A 15,885-nucleotide genomic window follows, 5' to 3' on the forward strand; every position below is an offset into this window, starting at 1 on the left:
GCCGATAGGAGCTGTAATGAGCCTGACCGTTTACGGAGCACCCCTGTCTCCCTTCGTCCGCAAACTCTGCCTGTGCCTGATCGAAAAGGGCCTGGATTACGAGCTGGAGGTGGTCATGCCCTTCGGCCAGCCGGACTGGTTTCGCGAGCTCAATCCGCTAGGCCGGATTCCCGCCTTTCGCGATGGTGACCTGAAGCTGGCGGACTCCAGCGTCATCTGCCAGTACTTGGAAGAGCGCTACCCTGAGCACATGCAGCTATATGGCGACGGTGCGGAGCAACGTGCCAGGGTGCGCTGGCTGGAAAAATACGCGGACTACGAGTTGGCGCCGCTGTGCACCTTCACCGTGTTTCGCAACCGCGTGCTGAAAGCCACCATGGGCCAGCCATGCGATGAGGAAAAGGTGCAGCAGACGCTCAAGGACAGGCTGCCCAACCACTTCGACTATTTCGAGGCCACGTTGGGTGACGCGCCCTACTTCCTTGGCGAACAACTGTCCATGGCCGACCTGGCACTGGCCAGCCAGCTGATCAACATGGAGCACGGCGGGGAAACCCTGGATGCCGACCGCTGGCCAAACCTGCTGGCGCACTACGAGCGTATCAAGGCCCGCGCATCCACACAGCAACTGCTGCCGCGTGAACTGCGCACACTGGAGAAGATCGGCGCCAAGCGCTGAAGACGCCTGCTTCGTAGGGTGCGCCGTGCGCACCTATTGCGAAATCAGCTTCGGCGACGTCTCAAGCCAGCGGTGCGCGTGGCGCCCCTAGCGGATCGAGTCTCCCTGCATCGCCAAAGGCGTATTCAGCAGTCGCTGGCGGCCAGGAATATCGCTGCCAGCGCTTCGATACCGGCCTGATCCACCCCGGTGAACCGCCCCACCGACGGGCTGTCCAGATCCAGCACGCCGATCAGGCGCCCTTCCTTGACCAGAGGCACCACCAGCTCACTGTTCGATGCACTGTCGCAGGCAATATGCCCCGGGAAGGCATGCACATCCTCGACCCGCTGCGTTTGCAGGCTGGCCGCCGCCGCGCCGCAGACGCCACGACCGAAGGCGATGCGCACGCAGGCCACCTTGCCCTGGAATGGGCCGAGCACCAGCTCGCCATCCTTCACCAGATAGAAGCCGGCCCAGTTCAGATCGGCCAGCTCGTGAAACAGGAAGGCGGAAAACTGCGCAGCATTGGCGATGAAGTCGCGCTCGCCGCTAAGCAATGCCTGCAATTGTGCACTCAGCAGCGGGTAACCGTTGAGATCACCACCAGCCTGAGAAAGATCGATCATGCCTGTTGCTCCAGCAGTTGCAGCCCGACCCAGTGGCGGGCGAATTGATAGGCGCAGCGGCCATTGCGGTTACCGCGACCCAGCGCCCAGCGAATGGCGGCTTTCTCCAGCGCCTCGTCCCAGCTCCAGTCGAGCCCGACCTGACGCGCCTGCACCTCTACCCAGTGACGCACGACGAGCAGGAAGTGATCCTGGCTGAAGGGATAGAACGACAGCCACAAGCCAAAACGGTCGGACAGCGCGATCTTGTCCTCCACCGCCTCGTTGGGGTGCAGCTCGCCGTCGACCCGCTTCCAGTTCTCGTTATCGCTCTGATGCTCGGGCACCAGATGGCGACGGTTGGAGGTGGCGTATAGCAGCACGTTGTCCGGCGCCTGCTCCAACGAGCCGTCGAGCACGCTCTTGAGTACCCGGTAGTCACCCTCGCCCGCTTCGAACGACAGGTCGTCGCAGAACAGCACGAAGCGTTGCGGCAAGCCGGCCAGCAGCTCGACCACGCGCGGCAGGTCGGCCAGATGATCGCGCTCGATCTCGATCAGACGCAGGCCGGCCTTGGCGTGCTCGGCGAGCAGGGCACGCACCAGCGACGACTTGCCAGTGCCACGCGCGCCCCAGAGCAAGGCATGGTTGGCCGGCATGCCACTGACGAACTGACGGGTGTTACGCGCCAGTTGCTCGCGCTGGGCGTCCACACCCAACAGGTCGCTCAGCGACAGGTCGAGGCTGACATCCAGCGGCAACAGGTAGCCGCTGCGGCCATCACGCACCCAGCGCGCCGCCACGCACTTGCTCCAGTCCACCTCCGGACGCAGTGCAGGCAGCAGCGGTTCGATGCGCTCCAGCACCTGCTCGGCGCGGGCAAGAAAATCCAGTAACCGGGAATCCACGATCTACTACTCCTTTTGCGCAGAGCCGCACGTTGCAGGCTCTGCCGGTATGGGGTCGCTATCAGCTATGCTTGGCAGGCGCCCAAGGATCAGAGACCACGCACGCATTTATGGACATTTCGCTCACCAATCGCCTGTCGTTCAAACAGGCCGGCCTGACCGTCCTGGTGGCGTTTATCCTTGGTACGCTGCTGAGCGTCACCCAGGTGGCGGTCGATTATGCCAGCGAAGAGGCCTCCATCAACCGCGAGATTCGCGCGCTGCTGGAAATCAGCCACAACCCCGCCGCCCGTATCGCCTACAACATCGACGCGGAACTGGCGCAGGAGCTGGTCCTCGGCCTGCTACGCTCGCCCGCGGTGACCCGCGCCGAACTCATCGACAACAACGGCCTGGTGCTGGCCAGCGTCAGCCGCCCGCGCCGGGAAAGCCGCTACCGGGTCTTCAGCGACAGCCTGTTCGGGGCCCAACGGCAGTTCCAGGACCCACTCCACGTCAGCCATGCCCCCAACGAAGCCCTGGGCTTTCTACGCCTGGAAGTCGACACCTACGCCTTCGGCAGTCACTTTCTCAGACGTTCGCTGCTGACTCTGCTCACCGGCTTCGCGCGCAGCCTGCTGCTGTCGCTGATCCTGCTGGTGCTGTTCTATTTCATGCTGACCAAGCCCCTGACCGGGGTGATTCGCGCACTCAGCGAGCGCAACCCGCAAGACCCGCAGCACCGTCCCGTGCCCTGCCCCAAGGGCCATGAGCGCGACGAGATCGGCACCCTGGTGGAGGTCACCAACCGCCAGCTGTCGAGCATCGCCCAGGAGATCGAACAAAGGCGTAACGCCGAAGACCGCCTGACCCAGTACCTGAATGAACTGGAAAACATCGTCTCGGCGCGCACCGCCGAGCTCAAGGCCACCAACGCCCGCCTCAGCCAGTCCAACCGCGAACTGGAGGTGGCGCGTACCACCGCCCTGAACATGGCGCAGGCGCGCTCGGCCTTTCTGGCCAACATGAGCCACGAGATCCGTACGCCTCTCAACGGCCTGCTGGGCATGCTCGCGTTGGCCCTGGACGGCCCGCTCAGCGCCGAGCAGCGCCAGCAGCTGGGCATCGCCCATGACTCCGGCAAGGTGCTGGTGGAGTTGCTCAACGACATTCTCGACCTGTCCAAATTCGAAGCAGGCCAGCTCGAACTGGAGGAAATTCCCTTCGACCTCGGCGCCTTGGCAGAGGAAACCGCCAGCCTGCTGTCTCAGAACGCCGCCAGCGCAGTCGAGCTGACCTGCCTGATCGACCCGGCACTGCCGACCCAGGTGCTGGGCGACCCGACACGGGTGCGCCAGATCGTCAGCAACCTGCTGTCCAACGCGCTCAAATTCACCCGTTTCGGCCGTGTCGACCTGATCGTCGCCTGCGGTAAGGACGGCATCAGCATCCGCGTGCGCGATACTGGTATCGGCATCGCCGAAGATGCCCAGGCGCGCATCTTCCAGCCCTTCGCCCAGGCCGAAGTCGGCATCACCCGTGAGTACGGCGGCACCGGGCTCGGCCTGGCGCTGACGCGGCGCCTGTGCGAAGCGATGCATGGCAAGCTGACCCTGCAGTCGAAAGAAGGCTTCGGCAGCGAGTTCTGCGCGCAACTGCCGCTGCCGGCCCATGCGCAAGCCAGCTCCCAACCCTCACTACAAGGCCGCATCGTGGCCATGACACCGGCCAGTAGCGGCCTGCAGCAGATGCTCAGCCAGTGGCTGCCAACCTGGGGCCTGGGTTATCAGCGCCTGGATACCGATGCCAGCCTGCACGGCGTGGATGCCGACCTGCTGATCAGCGATTGCCCGGAATGCCTGCTGGGTATTCGCCCGACGATCAGCACGCCGATACTGCTGGTCACCGCCTATGGCAACTTCCTGCCGCACGAGCAAGCGCAGCGTCTCATGCCGCTGCTGCAGATCGCCCGCCCGCTGGCGCGCAATGGCCTGTTACAGATGCTGCGGCACATTCTCCACAGCGACGACGGCGACCTGCACAACAGCGCCCAGACGCAAGCTGCTCGAGAAAGCACAGCGCGCGTGCTGCTGGTCGAAGACAACCCGGTCAACCAGATGGTCGCCAAAGGCATGCTGGCCAAGCTCGGCTACCAGGTGCTGGTCGCCGCGCACGGCGCTGAAGCATTGGAGGTGCTGGAGCAAGAGCCAATCGATCTGATCCTGATGGACTGCAACATGCCGGTGATGGATGGCTACGAAGCCAGCCGACGCATCCGCAGCAATGGCCGCTGGCCGGAGTTGCCCATCGTCGCCCTGACCGCCAATGCGCTGTCCGACGAGCGTGAGCGCTGCCGCGCCGCCGGCATGAACGACTACCTGGCCAAACCCTTCCGCCGTGAAGAACTGGCTGTCATGCTCGACACCTGGCTGCCCGATGAGGTCAATCGCTGAGCCGAGCCAGCAACCGATCCAGGCTGCGCCGCAGCCCTTCCATCTCCAGCAGATCCTGATCACCGAACTGGCAGAGCAACTGCGCCTTGAGCGGCAGGACCTGCGCCTGCAGCGCCCTGCCAGCCTCGCTCAGGGCCAGATGCACCTCGCGTTCATCCGTCTGCGCGCGACGACGCTGCACCAGGTCCATCTGCTCCAGACGCTTGAGCAGCGGCGTCAGGGTGCCGGAATCGAGCTGCAGGCGTTGCCCGAGCGCCTTGAGCGTCGGCTGCTCGGGCGCCCGCTCCTGCCATTCCCACAGTACCAGCATCGCCAGATACTGCGGGTAGGTCAGGCCGAGGGCGTCGAGCATCGGCTTGTAGGCGCGGATCACCGCGCGCGAGGCGGCGTAAAGCTTGAAGCACAGCTGATTGTCCAGCTGCAGCCCGGCGGTGTCGAAAGCGGTCATTTGAGCAGGGCTTCGATCTCGCTGCTCAGTTCTTCGGGCTTGGTGGTCGGGGCGAAGCGCTTGACCACCTTGCCGTCGTCGCCAATCAGAAACTTGGTGAAGTTCCACTTGATGCCCTGGCTGCCCAGCAGGCCCGGCGCGCGCTTCTTCAACTGGACGAACAGCGGATGGGCATCGGCGCCGTTGACGTCGACCTTCTTGAACAGCGGGAAGCTGACGCCGAAGTTCAGCTCGCAGAACTCGGAGATCGCTCCCTCGTCACCCGGCTCCTGCTTGCCGAACTGATTGCAGGGGAAACCGAGCACTACCAGCCCTTTGTCCTTGTATTGCTGCCAGACGCTTTCCAGCCCTTTGTACTGCGGGGTGAAGCCACACTTGCTGGCGGTGTTGACCACCAGCATGGCCTTGCCGCCGAAGTCAGCCAGGGTCTTCTGCTCGCCCTTGATGGTGGTGACCGGAATATCGAAAAGTGCGTTGCTCATGGGGAAATGTCCTGAATGGGCTTGAAGTGACGAACAAAGTAGCGAGCAATTAAATTGCATGCAATTTAATTAGCACCCAATAAGTCGTGCAGATATCGCACTATCCGTAAGGTGGGTTACGCCGCACCGGGCTTAGCAAACTGTTCTGCAAGCGTGACAGGCGGCTAACCCACCCTTGTATCTACGAAACGGTGGCGCCCAGGGCTCGCACCAGAGCAGCCAGCGGCGCTGAATCGCCCTGAATACGTACGCGCAAGCCATCGATCTCGCGGCGCATGGGGTAATGCTTGCGCAGGCGGTCGAAGCCGGCGCGACGGGTATCGGCATCGCCAACCAGGCTGCGGCGAAAATCCGCATCGTCCCGGCGCGGGTCATAGACCGCGCGGCAGATGCTGGCCAGCGCCCAGGCAGGATCGGCGCTGCCGTCGATGCTCAGCTCACTCAACCAGGGCGCCGGCAACAGATCGGTCAGGCTCACCTGCTCGGCCACGCCCAGCGCCTGACAGCTGGCCTGGTAAATCTGCGCCGTGCCGCGCAGCTTGCCGTCCAGGCTGTAGCCGGCAATGTGCGGCGTGGCCAGTTGGCACAGCGCGGCCAGTTCGACATCGGCCTGCGGCTCGCCTTCCCAGACGTCCAGCACGGCCTTCAGATCAAGCCGCTGTGGCAACAGGTTGCGCAGCGCGGTGTTGTCCACCACAGCACCGCGACTGGCATTGATCAGCCAGGTGCCAGGCCTGAGTGCATCCAGACGCGCCGCATCGAACAGGTGACGGGTCGAAGCGTCCAGCGGCGTGTGCAGGCTGATCACGTCGCATTCTTCGACGATCCGCTCCAGGCTGACGAAATCGCCGCCCTCGGCAGCTTGGCGCGGCGGATCGCACACCCGTCCCTGCCAGCCGAGACCACGCAGCAGATTGACCAGACGCCCACCAACCTGCCCCGCCCCGACCACGCCATAGACACGCACAGCCGGATCCACACCCTCACGCTCGGCCAGGGTCAGCACACTGCCCAGCACGTAATCCACCACGCCACGGGCGTTGCAGCCCGGCGCGCTGCTCCAGGCGATGCCGGCCTCGGCGAAATAATCGAGATCCAGATGGTCGGTGCCGATGGTGCAGGTACCGACGAAACGTACCCGGCTACCTTCGAGCAAGGCGCGATTCACCTGGGTCACCGAACGCACCAGCAACAGGTCGGCATCACGCACATCGGCCGCTGTGATGGCGCGCCCGGGCAAGCGACGGATGCTGCCGAACGCAGCGAAGAACTCATCGAGCAGGGGAATGTTTTCGTCGGCGACTATGTGCATGAGAGGCTCCATCGGGCAGGTCACCATTCTAAGTTAGCCGACACCTCAACGTCGCCCCACAAGCCGCCAGACAGGGCATCAGATCGCCCTTTCCTGACCGACACGTCAAGGCGTAGACTACGCGGTTTTCTGCCCTCCTGAAGAATCGAAATGTCCACCGACACCCGCCTTGGCCGCGTGCGCACGGAACTGCGCAGCCTGCTCATTCTGGCCACGCCGATCATCATCGCCCAGTTGGCGCACACCGCCATGGGCTTCGTCGATACGCTGATGGCCGGGCGCGTCAGCCCGCAGGACCTGGCAGCGGTGGCGCTGGGCAACTCGATCTGGGTGCCGGTTTTCCTGCTGATGACCGGCATCCTGCTGGCGACCACGCCCAAGGTGGCGCAGCGCTTCGGCGCTGGCGAAGAGGCCGATATCGGCCCGCTGGTGCGTCAGGCACTCTGGCTGGCGCTGGCCGTCGGCGGCAGCGCGGCGGCGCTGCTGTGGAACGCCGAGTTCATCCTGCACACCATGAACATCGAGCCAGAGCTGATCACCCCCGCCATGGGTTATCTGCGCGCGGTGGCCTGCGGCTTCCCGGCAGTGGCGCTGTACCACGTGCTGCGCTGCTTCAGCGATGGCCTCGGCCATACCCGCCCGGCCATGGTGCTGGGCATTCTCGGCCTGCTGCTGAACATTCCTGCCAACTACATCTTCATCTACGGCAAGTTCGGCCTGCCGGCCATGGGTGGCGTTGGCTGCGGCTGGGCCACCGCGCTGGTGATGGGCTTCATGCTGATCGGCATGCTGGTCTGGGTGAAGTGGGCGCCCTACTACCGTGCCAGCGCGCTGTTCACCCGCTTCGAATGGCCGCAGTGGACAGTGATCAAACGCCTGCTGAGCATCGGCGTGCCGATCGGCATCGCGGTATTTGCCGAATCGAGCATCTTCGCGGTGATCGCCCTGCTGATCGGCGGGCTCGGCGCCACCGTGGTGGCCGGGCACCAGATCGCGCTCAACTTCAGCTCCATGGTATTCATGATCCCTTACTCATTGGCCATGGCCGCCACCGTGCGCGTCGGCCAGGCGCTGGGCCGTGGTCAGCCGCGCGAGGCGCGCTTCGCTGCCGGGGTAAGCATGGCCGCGGCGCTGGGCTACGCCTGCGTATCGGCCAGCCTGATGTTCCTGCTGCGCGAACAGATCGCGCAGATCTACACCCCGGACAAGACGGTGATCGCCGTGGCGGCAACGCTGATCGTCTATTCGGCGCTGTTCCAGTTCTCCGATGCCATCCAGGTAACCGCCGCAGGCGCACTGCGCGGCTATCAGGACACACGCATCACCATGCTGCTGACGCTGTTCGCCTATTGGGGCATCGGCCTGCCGGTGGGCTATGCGCTGGGGCTGTCCGACCTGTTCGGCGAACCCAGCGGCCCCAGTGGCCTGTGGCAGGGGCTGGTGGTCGGGCTGACCTGCGCCGCCGCGATGCTCACCGTGCGCCTGGCGCGCAGCGCGCGCAAGCGCATCCGCCGGGCCGTCTGAGTCATTGGATAGGCGGGGAGATCAGCTCTAGACTGAGCGCATGATTCGACCTGCCCTGCTCCTCTGCTTCCTTCTGCTCGCCGGCTGCGGCCCGGCCAACGATGGCCTGGCCCTGCAGAGCGATTACCTCGAACGCCTGCAGCGCTCGCTCGATGCTGCTGACTTCAACGCCTTCGATAATCGCAGTGTCAGCCAGTACCGCCTACCGGCCCGGCGCGAGCGGCTTTCGGATATCCCCGAACTGCGCATCGGCCTGCTCGATCTGGTGATCGACGCACGGCGCTGTCCGCATTTGCAGCAGTTGATCAGCCAACGCAACAGCAGCCTGGGCAAACAGTTGATGCCCAGCCAGCGCCTGGGCTACGAAGGCGATCTGCTGCGCGCCATCGATGCCTGCCTGCCGCATTTGCAGGACGACTCCAGCCTGAAGGCCACGCTGCAGCGCTTGGCCAGCGACAAGCGCCAGCAACTGCCCGCTGTATTCTGGAATGCGCTGAACGGCAGTCCGGAGTTCGAGAACTACCTGCGTTTCGCTGATAAAGCCTTGCCGGTGGACACGCTGGAAGACAGCGCCGCGCTGGACGCTTTGCAGCGGCTGGCCAGCATCGGCACCGCCCTGCCTGCACAGCTGCCGCCGAGTACCGATGAACTGGAACCGCTGTTCTTCGCCCTCTATGCCAGCGAACAGGGCAGCCAGCTGATTACCAGCCTGGCCAGCCTGCGCCACAACCTGGACGTCGGTAGTGATCTGCTGGAGCAACGCCAGCATAGCCGCCCGCTCTGCCCGCTGGGCCAGGCGACGCCACGCGGGCGCATCCTGCAGAACATCTTCATCAAGTTCTACGCTGGCGGCCTGCAACCCTACCTGGCACAGGTCGACCAACGCGGCCAGCAGTGGCAGGCGGCGCTGCTGCAATTGCAGCGCATCGACGGTATTCCCACCGCCACCCGCGAGCACCTGCAGAGACTGGCCGGCGAGCAGAATTCGTTATGGCAGGATTTCCGCACAGCCACGGCGCGTCACGTCAAAGCCTGGCAGACACTACTGAACAGCTGCGGCCTGGCGCCGGGACAGGCAGGCTGGAATGACGCTGAGAACGCCGCAGAGCCGTAGGGTGCGCCGCGCGCACCAATAACCACAGCCGTAGAGCGGCCTCAGGAGCCTAAGCGAACAGTCCGCCAGAGCATCCGGCACACCGCATACAACCGGCAGCTAATCGGCCTTCTTGCGAATCCAGTACAGGTAGGTGCCGTCTTCCTCGGCCTGGCCGAGCAGCTCGTGACCAAGAAACACGCAGAACTTGGGAATATCACGACGGGTCGACGGATCGGTAGCGATCATCTTGAGCAGGCCGCCCGGCGACAGGTCGCGCACCTTGTTGTGCAACATCATCACCGGCTCCGGGCAATTCAGGCCGCTGGCGTCGAGCAGGTCATCGTGATTGAGGGTCAGGGCTTCGGACATAAGGGGCTCCACAAACAGGCGCGCATTGTCGCGCAAAGCTGACCTTCAGGTCACCTGCGCGCACAGCCCCCTCAGACCTACGCGCAGATCATCACTTGCCATGCCGGCGCAGATGGCAGGTCACTTCCTCACGATCGTGATAGAGCTGCTTGCAGCCAATGCTGACCTTCAGGCCTCGTTCCACCAGCCCCGACTCGATGCGATCGAGCAGGCGCCGCACTTCGGCGTAACGCTGCTTCATCGGCAGTTTGAGGTTGACCACCGCCTCGCGGCACAGCCCCTCGCCCAGCCAGGTTTCGATCATCGCCGCCGTACGGGCCGGCTTCTCGACGATGTCGCAGACCATCCAGTGCACCGGATGCCGTGGACGGAAGGTGAAGCCATCGGCGCGCTGGTGCACGACGAAACCGGAATACATCAGGCTTTCGGCCATCGGCCCGTTGTCCACGGCAGTGACGCGGATTTCCCGATTGACCAGTTGCCAGGTCCAGCCACCCGGCGCGGCGCCCAGATCCACGGCAGTCATGCCCGGCGCCAGCCGCTGATCCCACTGCTCACGGGGGATGAAATGGTGCCAGGCCTCCTCCAGCTTGAGCGTGGAGCGGCTCGGTGCCTCGCGCGGGAACTTCAAGCGCGGAATGCCCATCGGCCACATCGCCTGGTTGTCCGCGTCGGCGATGCCGGCGAACACCTCACGACCGCTCTTGAAGGTCAGCAGTAGGCGCGGCTTCTTCGCGTCGTCCACCAGCTTGCCGGCCTTGAGCAGCGCCTTGCGCAGCGGCGCCTCGAACTTCTTGCAGAAGGTCGAGAGCTCCTTGCCGTCGTTGGTATCCACCACTTCCAGCCACAGGCTGCCACATACCGGGTAGTCGGCCAGCGCCTCCAGCAACACGCTGATACGGTCACTTTCCGGCAGGCTGACGTAGGCCCCGCGCGCCCATTGCCGCGGGAAAATCAGCTGATTGAAGCGCACACTACGCATCATGCGCTCGCCATCGGCCGCCTCGCTGCAGACGAACTCGGCACACGCGCTACCGGGCTTGGTCTTGGAGTAGCCCGGTACATCCAGGCGTGCGGCGAGGTCGGTGATCTCGGCGCAAACCTCCCCTTCGAAACCGGGGCGGCAATGCAGAAACAGGGTATTCATCAAAGGGTCTCCTCAAGGCGCGCATGATACCCGAGACCGGAACCCAGAGCCGCTAAACCTGTCCAGCTACATATGCGCTGCCCACAGATAGGGAGCCGCCAGCCATCGCGTTTCAATGAGGCCCGGCCACCCAGAACAGGCAGCGCATAGCAACCGATAAAGGATATGCGCTAGCCAGACTGCCCAAGCCGAACTAGCTTGAAGGTCTGCCGCCATCAGACACAGCCCGAACCGTGCGGGCCCAAGGAGATGTGCAATGCCCTCCCTCGATAGCCTGAACTGCCGCCGCGAACTGAAAGTCGGCGACGCCACCTACCACTACTTCAGCCTGCCCGAGGCCGCCCAGCGCCTCGGCAACATCGACCGCCTGCCCAAGTCGCTCAAGGTCCTGCTGGAAAACCTGCTGCGCAACGAAGACGGCCAGACCGTGCAGCCGCAGGATCTGCAAGCAATGGTCGACTGGCTCGACCAGCGCGCCTCCGACCGCGAGATCCAGTACCGCCCGGCGCGCGTATTGATGCAGGACTTCACCGGCGTTCCGGCGGTGGTCGACCTGGCCGCCATGCGAGACGCCATGGCCAAGGCCGGCGGCGACCCGCAGCGGATCAACCCACTGTCGTCGGTGGACCTGGTCATCGACCACTCGGTGATGGTCGATCGCTACGCCTCGTCCAGCGCCTTCCACGACAACGTCGAGCTGGAAATGCAGCGCAACGGCGAGCGCTACGCCTTTCTGCGCTGGGGCCAGCACGCTTTCGACAATTTCAGCGTGGTGCCGCCAGGCACCGGCATCTGTCACCAGGTCAACCTGGAGTACCTGGCGCGCACCGTGTGGACCAAGGAGGAAGACGGCGTCACCCTCGCCTACCCCGACACCCTGGTCGGCACCGACTCGCACACCACCATGATCAACGGCCTCGGTGTACTCGGCTGGGGCGTCGGCGGCATCGAAGCGGAAGCGGCCATGCTCGGCCAGCCGGTGTCGATGCTGATTCCCGAAGTGATTGGCTTCAAGCTCAGCGGCAAGCTGAAAGAAGGCATCACCGCCACCGACCTGGTGCTCACCGTCACCCAGATGCTGCGCAAGAAAGGCGTGGTGGGCAAATTCGTCGAGTTCTATGGCGACGGCCTGGCCGATCTGCCGCTGGCCGACCGCGCCACCATCGCCAACATGGCCCCGGAATACGGCGCCACCTGCGGCTTCTTCCCGGTGGACGAGATCACCCTCGGCTACCTGCGTCTGTCTGGCCGCCCGGACGCCACCGTGCAACTGGTCGAGGCCTACAGCAAGGCCCAGGGCCTGTGGCGCGAGCCAGGCGCCGAGCCGCTGTTCACCGACAGCCTGAGCCTGGACCTGGGCAGCGTCGAAGCCAGCCTGGCCGGGCCCAAGCGCCCGCAGGACCGCGTCTCGCTGGGCCAGGTCAGCCAGGCCTTCGACGACTTCGTCGGTCTGCAGCTCAGGCCCACCGCCAAGGAAGAGGGTCGCCTGCTCAGCGAAGGCGGCGGCGGTACCGCCGTCGGCGGCGACAAGCAGAGCGGCGAAATCGACTATGAGGACGACGGCCATACCCATCGCCTGAAAGACGGCGCCGTGGTGATCGCCGCCATCACCTCCTGCACCAACACCTCCAACCCCAGCGTGATGATGGCTGCCGGCCTGCTGGCCAAGAAGGCGGTGGAAAAAGGCCTGCAACGCAAACCCTGGGTGAAGAGCTCGCTGGCCCCCGGCTCCAAGGTGGTCACCGAGTACTTCAATGCCGCTGGCCTTACGCCCTACCTGGAGAAACTCGGCTTCGACCTGGTGGGCTACGGCTGCACCACCTGCATCGGCAACTCCGGGCCGCTGCGCGAGCCCATCGAGAAAGCCATCACCCAGGCCGACCTTACCGTCGCCTCGGTGCTTTCCGGCAACCGTAACTTCGAGGGCCGCGTGCACCCGCTGGTGAAAACCAACTGGCTGGCCTCACCCCCCCTGGTGGTCGCCTACGCCCTGGCCGGGAGCGTGCGCCTCGACCTGACCCGCGACGCCCTCGGCACCGGCAAAGATGGTCAGCCGGTCTACCTCAAGGACATCTGGCCGACACAGGCCGAGATCACTCAGGCCATCGCCCAGGTCGATACCGCCATGTTCCGCAAGGAATACGCCGAAGTCTTCGCCGGCGACGAGAAATGGCAGGCCATCGACGTGCCCAAGGCCGACACCTACGCCTGGCAGGGCGACTCCACCTACATCCAGCATCCGCCGTTCTTCGAGGACATCGCCGGCGATCCGCCACGTATCACCGATATCCGCGAGGCGCGCATCCTCGCCCTGCTCGGCGACTCGGTGACCACCGACCACATCTCGCCGGCCGGCAACATCAAGGCCGACAGCCCGGCCGGGCGCTATCTGCGCGATAACGGCGTGGACAAGGCCGACTTCAACTCCTACGGCTCGCGCCGGGGCAACCACGAAGTGATGATGCGCGGCACCTTCGCCAATATCCGCATTCGCAATGAGATGCTCGGCGGCGAGGAAGGCGGCAACACCCTGCACGTGCCGAGTGGCGAGAAGCTGGCGATCTACGACGCCGCCATGCGCTATCAGGCCGAAGGCACGCCGCTGCTGATCATCGCCGGCAAGGAATACGGCACTGGCTCCAGCCGTGACTGGGCGGCCAAGGGCACCAACCTGCTGGGGATCAAGGCGGTGATCGCCGAAAGCTTCGAGCGCATCCACCGCTCCAACCTGGTGGGCATGGGCGTGCTGCCGCTGCAGTTCAAACCCGGTACCGACCGCACCAGCCTGAAACTGACCGGCAAGGAAGTGCTGGCCATCGAAGGTCTGGAAGGCGTGGAGCTGCGCCCGCAGATGCCACTGACGCTGATCATCGCCCGTGAAGACGGCACGCATGAGGAAGTCGAAGTGCTGTGCCACATCGACACCCTCAACGAGGTCGAGTACTTCAAGGTCGGCGGCATCCTGCACTACGTGCTGCGCCAGATGATCGCCAACTGATGCACCTGCCCTGCCGCGCCATGCGGCAGGGCCTCACCGTCGGGCCAAGGACGGTTCATGCCGTGACAAAAATGTGACGTCATTCAAAAAGCGATTAAACTCGCCAAAACGGATTCAGCCCTCAACTTCGCCGCTCGCCGGCCGATGACAGGGCATTACAACGACGGATACCTGCCATGCGTAACAACCAGCCGGTCACTCAGCGTGAGCGCACCTTTCCTGCACAACAACGCCTGATATCCACCACCGATCTCAAAGGGCAAATCACCTACTGCAACGACGCCTTCATCGACATCAGCGGCTTCAGTCGTGAAGAACTGATGCGCGCGCCACACAACATCGTGCGCCACCCGGACGTTCCATCGGCCGTGTTCGAGCATATGTGGACGACCCTGAAGAAGGGCCGCCCGTGGATGGGCATCGTCAAGAACCGCAGCAAGAACGGTGACCACTACTGGGTCAACGCCTACGTCACGCCCGTGACCGAAAACAACCAGGTCGTCGGTTACGAATCCGTCCGCGTCAAACCGACCGCCGAGCAAGTACGCCGCGCCGAAACGCTGTACGCCCGCATCAACGCCGGTAAGTCGGCCGTTCCGGCCAGCAATCAGTGGCTGCCCATCGTCCAGGCGTGGATGCCCTTCATCCTGGTCAGCCAGATCGGCTTCATGATCGGCCACTGGATGGGCAGCAACTGGGGCTTCATCCTCGCTGCCGTGCTCTCCGTGCCGCTGGGTCTGGCTGGCATCGCCTGGCAGACGCGCGGCGTCAAACGCCTGCTGCGCCTTGCCGAGCAAACCACCTCCGACCCGCTGATCGCGCAGATGTACACCGACAGCCGCGGCGCCGAAGCACGCCTGGAAATGGCCATGCTCAGCCAGGAAGCGCGCCTGAAAACCTGCCTCACCCGCCTGCAGGACACCGCCGAACAACTGACCCTGCAAGCGCGTGAAGCCGACAAGCTGGCGCACAACAGCTCGGCCGGCCTCGAGCGCCAGCGCAGCGAGACCGAGCAGGTCGCCACCGCCGTCAACGAAATGGCCGCCACTACTCTGGAAGTGGCGAGCAACGTCGCCCGCACCGCCATCGCCACCCAGGAAGCCAACCGCCTGACCAGCGAAGGCCGCACCATCGCCGCTGAAACCCGCGAAGCCATCCAGCGCCTGTCGCAATCGGTGGGCGATACCGGCGAAACCGTGACTCGCCTGGCCCAGGATAGCAGCGAAATCGGCGGCGTGGTCGACGTGATCAAGGGCATCGCCGACCAGACCAACCTGCTCGCCCTCAACGCCGCCATCGAGGCTGCCCGCGCCGGCGAAATGGGCCGCGGCTTTGCCGTGGTGGCCGACGAGGTTCGCTCACTGGCACAACGCACCGCCGAGTCCACCGAACAGATCCACGCGCTGATCGCCAAACTGCAGCGCACCGCCGAAGAGGCCGTGCTGACCATGGAAATCGGCCGCAAGCAAGCCGACGAAGGCGTCGAGCGCGTGCTGCAGGCCGATCAGGCACTGTCCGGGATCAGCGACTCGGTGGCCAACATTGCCGATATGGCCAACCAGATCGCCGCCGCAGCGGAAGAGCAAAGCGCAGTGGCCGACGAGATCAACCAGAACATCACCACGATCGCCCAACTGGCTGACCAGACCGCCGGCGAAGCGCAAAGCACCGCCAAGCTCAGCGAAGCCTTGACCAACACCGCACAGGGCCAATACGCCCTGGTCGAACGCTTCAACCGCTGAAACAGAAGGCGCAGCGGCTCACCGCTGCGCCTCCTCTCCTCCCCGCCCTGCTTTTGTAGGAGCGAGCTTGCTCGCGATCTTCCCTACGCCCTTTCCAACCGCCCCCGCTTTCGCGTGATTGCCACTTGCCAGCAGTTATCCGGCTTGGTGTATAACATCCC

13 protein-coding genes are annotated in these 15,885 nt (G+C 64.4%); 6 read left to right on the top strand and 7 right to left on the bottom strand.

The window, feature by feature from the left end; all coding sequences use genetic code 11:
- The first annotated feature begins 16 nt into the window (after positions 1 to 16).
- The gene (locus JWV26_RS00450) at positions 17 to 679 is read left to right on the top strand and encodes a glutathione S-transferase family protein (RefSeq protein WP_206418113.1); all 663 of its coding nucleotides are present in this window, start codon (positions 17 to 19) and stop codon (positions 677 to 679) included.
- Between the two features lie 125 nt (positions 680 to 804).
- Here the strand turns inward: JWV26_RS00450 and JWV26_RS00455 are convergent, their stop codons facing one another.
- Together JWV26_RS00455 and JWV26_RS00460 are read right to left on the bottom strand one after the other, a co-directional pair.
- Positions 805 to 1,287 (bottom strand): GAF domain-containing protein, encoded by a 483-nt coding sequence (locus JWV26_RS00455; RefSeq protein WP_206418114.1) that lies wholly within the window; start codon positions 1,285 to 1,287, stop codon positions 805 to 807.
- Positions 1,284 to 2,174: an ATP-binding protein gene (locus tag JWV26_RS00460; RefSeq protein WP_021490590.1), complete on the bottom strand. Its 891-nt coding sequence runs from the start codon at positions 2,172 to 2,174 to the stop codon at positions 1,284 to 1,286. The genes JWV26_RS00455 and JWV26_RS00460 overlap by 4 nt, the downstream gene beginning before the upstream one ends.
- A gap of 110 nt (positions 2,175 to 2,284) precedes the next feature.
- On the opposite strand from JWV26_RS00460, the gene JWV26_RS00465 reads away from it, so the two are divergent.
- On the top strand, positions 2,285 to 4,606 hold the full coding sequence (locus JWV26_RS00465; protein WP_206418116.1) for a response regulator: 2,322 nt from the start codon (positions 2,285 to 2,287) through the stop codon (positions 4,604 to 4,606).
- Here the strand turns inward: JWV26_RS00465 and JWV26_RS00470 are convergent.
- The 3 genes from JWV26_RS00470 to pdxB form a co-directional block, all read right to left on the bottom strand.
- A complete protein-coding gene (locus JWV26_RS00470; protein ID WP_100549378.1) occupies positions 4,596 to 5,054 on the bottom strand; it encodes a MarR family winged helix-turn-helix transcriptional regulator in 459 nt (152 codons plus the stop codon). The two genes, JWV26_RS00465 and JWV26_RS00470, sit on opposite strands and share 11 nt — an antisense overlap.
- The gene (locus JWV26_RS00475; protein WP_206418118.1) at positions 5,051 to 5,536 is read right to left on the bottom strand and encodes a glutathione peroxidase; all 486 of its coding nucleotides are present in this window, start codon (positions 5,534 to 5,536) and stop codon (positions 5,051 to 5,053) included. The genes JWV26_RS00470 and JWV26_RS00475 overlap by 4 nt, the downstream gene beginning before the upstream one ends.
- 181 nt (positions 5,537 to 5,717) lie before the next feature.
- On the bottom strand, positions 5,718 to 6,848 hold the full coding sequence (gene pdxB, locus JWV26_RS00480; RefSeq protein ID WP_206418120.1) for a 4-phosphoerythronate dehydrogenase PdxB: 1,131 nt from the start codon (positions 6,846 to 6,848) through the stop codon (positions 5,718 to 5,720).
- Positions 6,849 to 6,998: 150 nt separating this feature from the next.
- On the opposite strand from pdxB, the gene JWV26_RS00485 reads away from it, so the two are divergent.
- Together JWV26_RS00485 and JWV26_RS00490 are read left to right on the top strand one after the other, a co-directional pair.
- Positions 6,999 to 8,372 carry an MATE family efflux transporter gene (locus tag JWV26_RS00485; protein ID WP_206418121.1) on the top strand — a complete coding sequence of 458 codons (1,374 nt, stop codon included), beginning with the start codon at positions 6,999 to 7,001 and terminating at the stop codon, positions 8,370 to 8,372.
- A 40-nt stretch (positions 8,373 to 8,412) separates the two neighbouring features.
- On the top strand, positions 8,413 to 9,486 hold the full coding sequence (locus JWV26_RS00490; RefSeq protein ID WP_206418122.1) for a DUF3080 domain-containing protein: 1,074 nt from the start codon (positions 8,413 to 8,415) through the stop codon (positions 9,484 to 9,486).
- A 99-nt stretch (positions 9,487 to 9,585) separates the two neighbouring features.
- Here the strand turns inward: JWV26_RS00490 and tusA are convergent, their stop codons facing one another.
- Together tusA and rlmM are read right to left on the bottom strand one after the other, a co-directional pair.
- Positions 9,586 to 9,837 carry a sulfurtransferase TusA gene (gene tusA, locus JWV26_RS00495; RefSeq protein ID WP_420890286.1) on the bottom strand — a complete coding sequence of 84 codons (252 nt, stop codon included), beginning with the start codon at positions 9,835 to 9,837 and terminating at the stop codon, positions 9,586 to 9,588.
- Positions 9,838 to 9,928: 91 nt separating this feature from the next.
- Positions 9,929 to 10,984: a 23S rRNA (cytidine(2498)-2'-O)-methyltransferase RlmM gene (gene rlmM, locus JWV26_RS00500; RefSeq protein ID WP_206418123.1), complete on the bottom strand. Its 1,056-nt coding sequence runs from the start codon at positions 10,982 to 10,984 to the stop codon at positions 9,929 to 9,931.
- A 256-nt stretch (positions 10,985 to 11,240) separates the two neighbouring features.
- On the opposite strand from rlmM, the gene acnA reads away from it, so the two are divergent.
- Together acnA and JWV26_RS00510 are read left to right on the top strand one after the other, a co-directional pair.
- A complete protein-coding gene (gene acnA, locus JWV26_RS00505; protein ID WP_206418124.1) occupies positions 11,241 to 13,982 on the top strand; it encodes an aconitate hydratase AcnA in 2,742 nt (913 codons plus the stop codon).
- Between the two features lie 176 nt (positions 13,983 to 14,158).
- The gene (locus JWV26_RS00510; protein ID WP_072425607.1) at positions 14,159 to 15,724 is read left to right on the top strand and encodes a methyl-accepting chemotaxis protein; all 1,566 of its coding nucleotides are present in this window, start codon (positions 14,159 to 14,161) and stop codon (positions 15,722 to 15,724) included.
- The last annotated feature ends 161 nt before the right edge of the window (positions 15,725 to 15,885 follow it).

Origin of the sequence: Ectopseudomonas toyotomiensis, assembly GCF_017167985.1 — a bacterium.
GTDB classification, from domain to species: domain Bacteria; phylum Pseudomonadota; class Gammaproteobacteria; order Pseudomonadales; family Pseudomonadaceae; genus Aquipseudomonas; species Aquipseudomonas toyotomiensis.

Coding starts and splice junctions, on each gene's coding strand:
- acnA (WP_206418124.1), top strand. CDS start 11,241: ATGCCCTCCCTCGATAGCCTGAACTGCCGCCGCGAACTGAAAGTCGGC.
- rlmM (WP_206418123.1), bottom strand. CDS start 10,984: ATGAATACCCTGTTTCTGCATTGCCGCCCCGGTTTCGAAGGGGAGGTT.
- JWV26_RS00450 (WP_206418113.1), top strand. CDS start 17: ATGAGCCTGACCGTTTACGGAGCACCCCTGTCTCCCTTCGTCCGCAAA.
- pdxB (WP_206418120.1), bottom strand. CDS start 6,848: ATGCACATAGTCGCCGACGAAAACATTCCCCTGCTCGATGAGTTCTTC.
- JWV26_RS00470 (WP_100549378.1), bottom strand. CDS start 5,054: ATGACCGCTTTCGACACCGCCGGGCTGCAGCTGGACAATCAGCTGTGC.
- JWV26_RS00475 (WP_206418118.1), bottom strand. CDS start 5,536: ATGAGCAACGCACTTTTCGATATTCCGGTCACCACCATCAAGGGCGAG.
- JWV26_RS00510 (WP_072425607.1), top strand. CDS start 14,159: ATGCGTAACAACCAGCCGGTCACTCAGCGTGAGCGCACCTTTCCTGCA.
- JWV26_RS00455 (WP_206418114.1), bottom strand. CDS start 1,287: ATGATCGATCTTTCTCAGGCTGGTGGTGATCTCAACGGTTACCCGCTG.
- JWV26_RS00465 (WP_206418116.1), top strand. CDS start 2,285: ATGGACATTTCGCTCACCAATCGCCTGTCGTTCAAACAGGCCGGCCTG.
- JWV26_RS00490 (WP_206418122.1), top strand. CDS start 8,413: ATGATTCGACCTGCCCTGCTCCTCTGCTTCCTTCTGCTCGCCGGCTGC.
- tusA (WP_420890286.1), bottom strand. CDS start 9,837: ATGTCCGAAGCCCTGACCCTCAATCACGATGACCTGCTCGACGCCAGC.
- JWV26_RS00485 (WP_206418121.1), top strand. CDS start 6,999: ATGTCCACCGACACCCGCCTTGGCCGCGTGCGCACGGAACTGCGCAGC.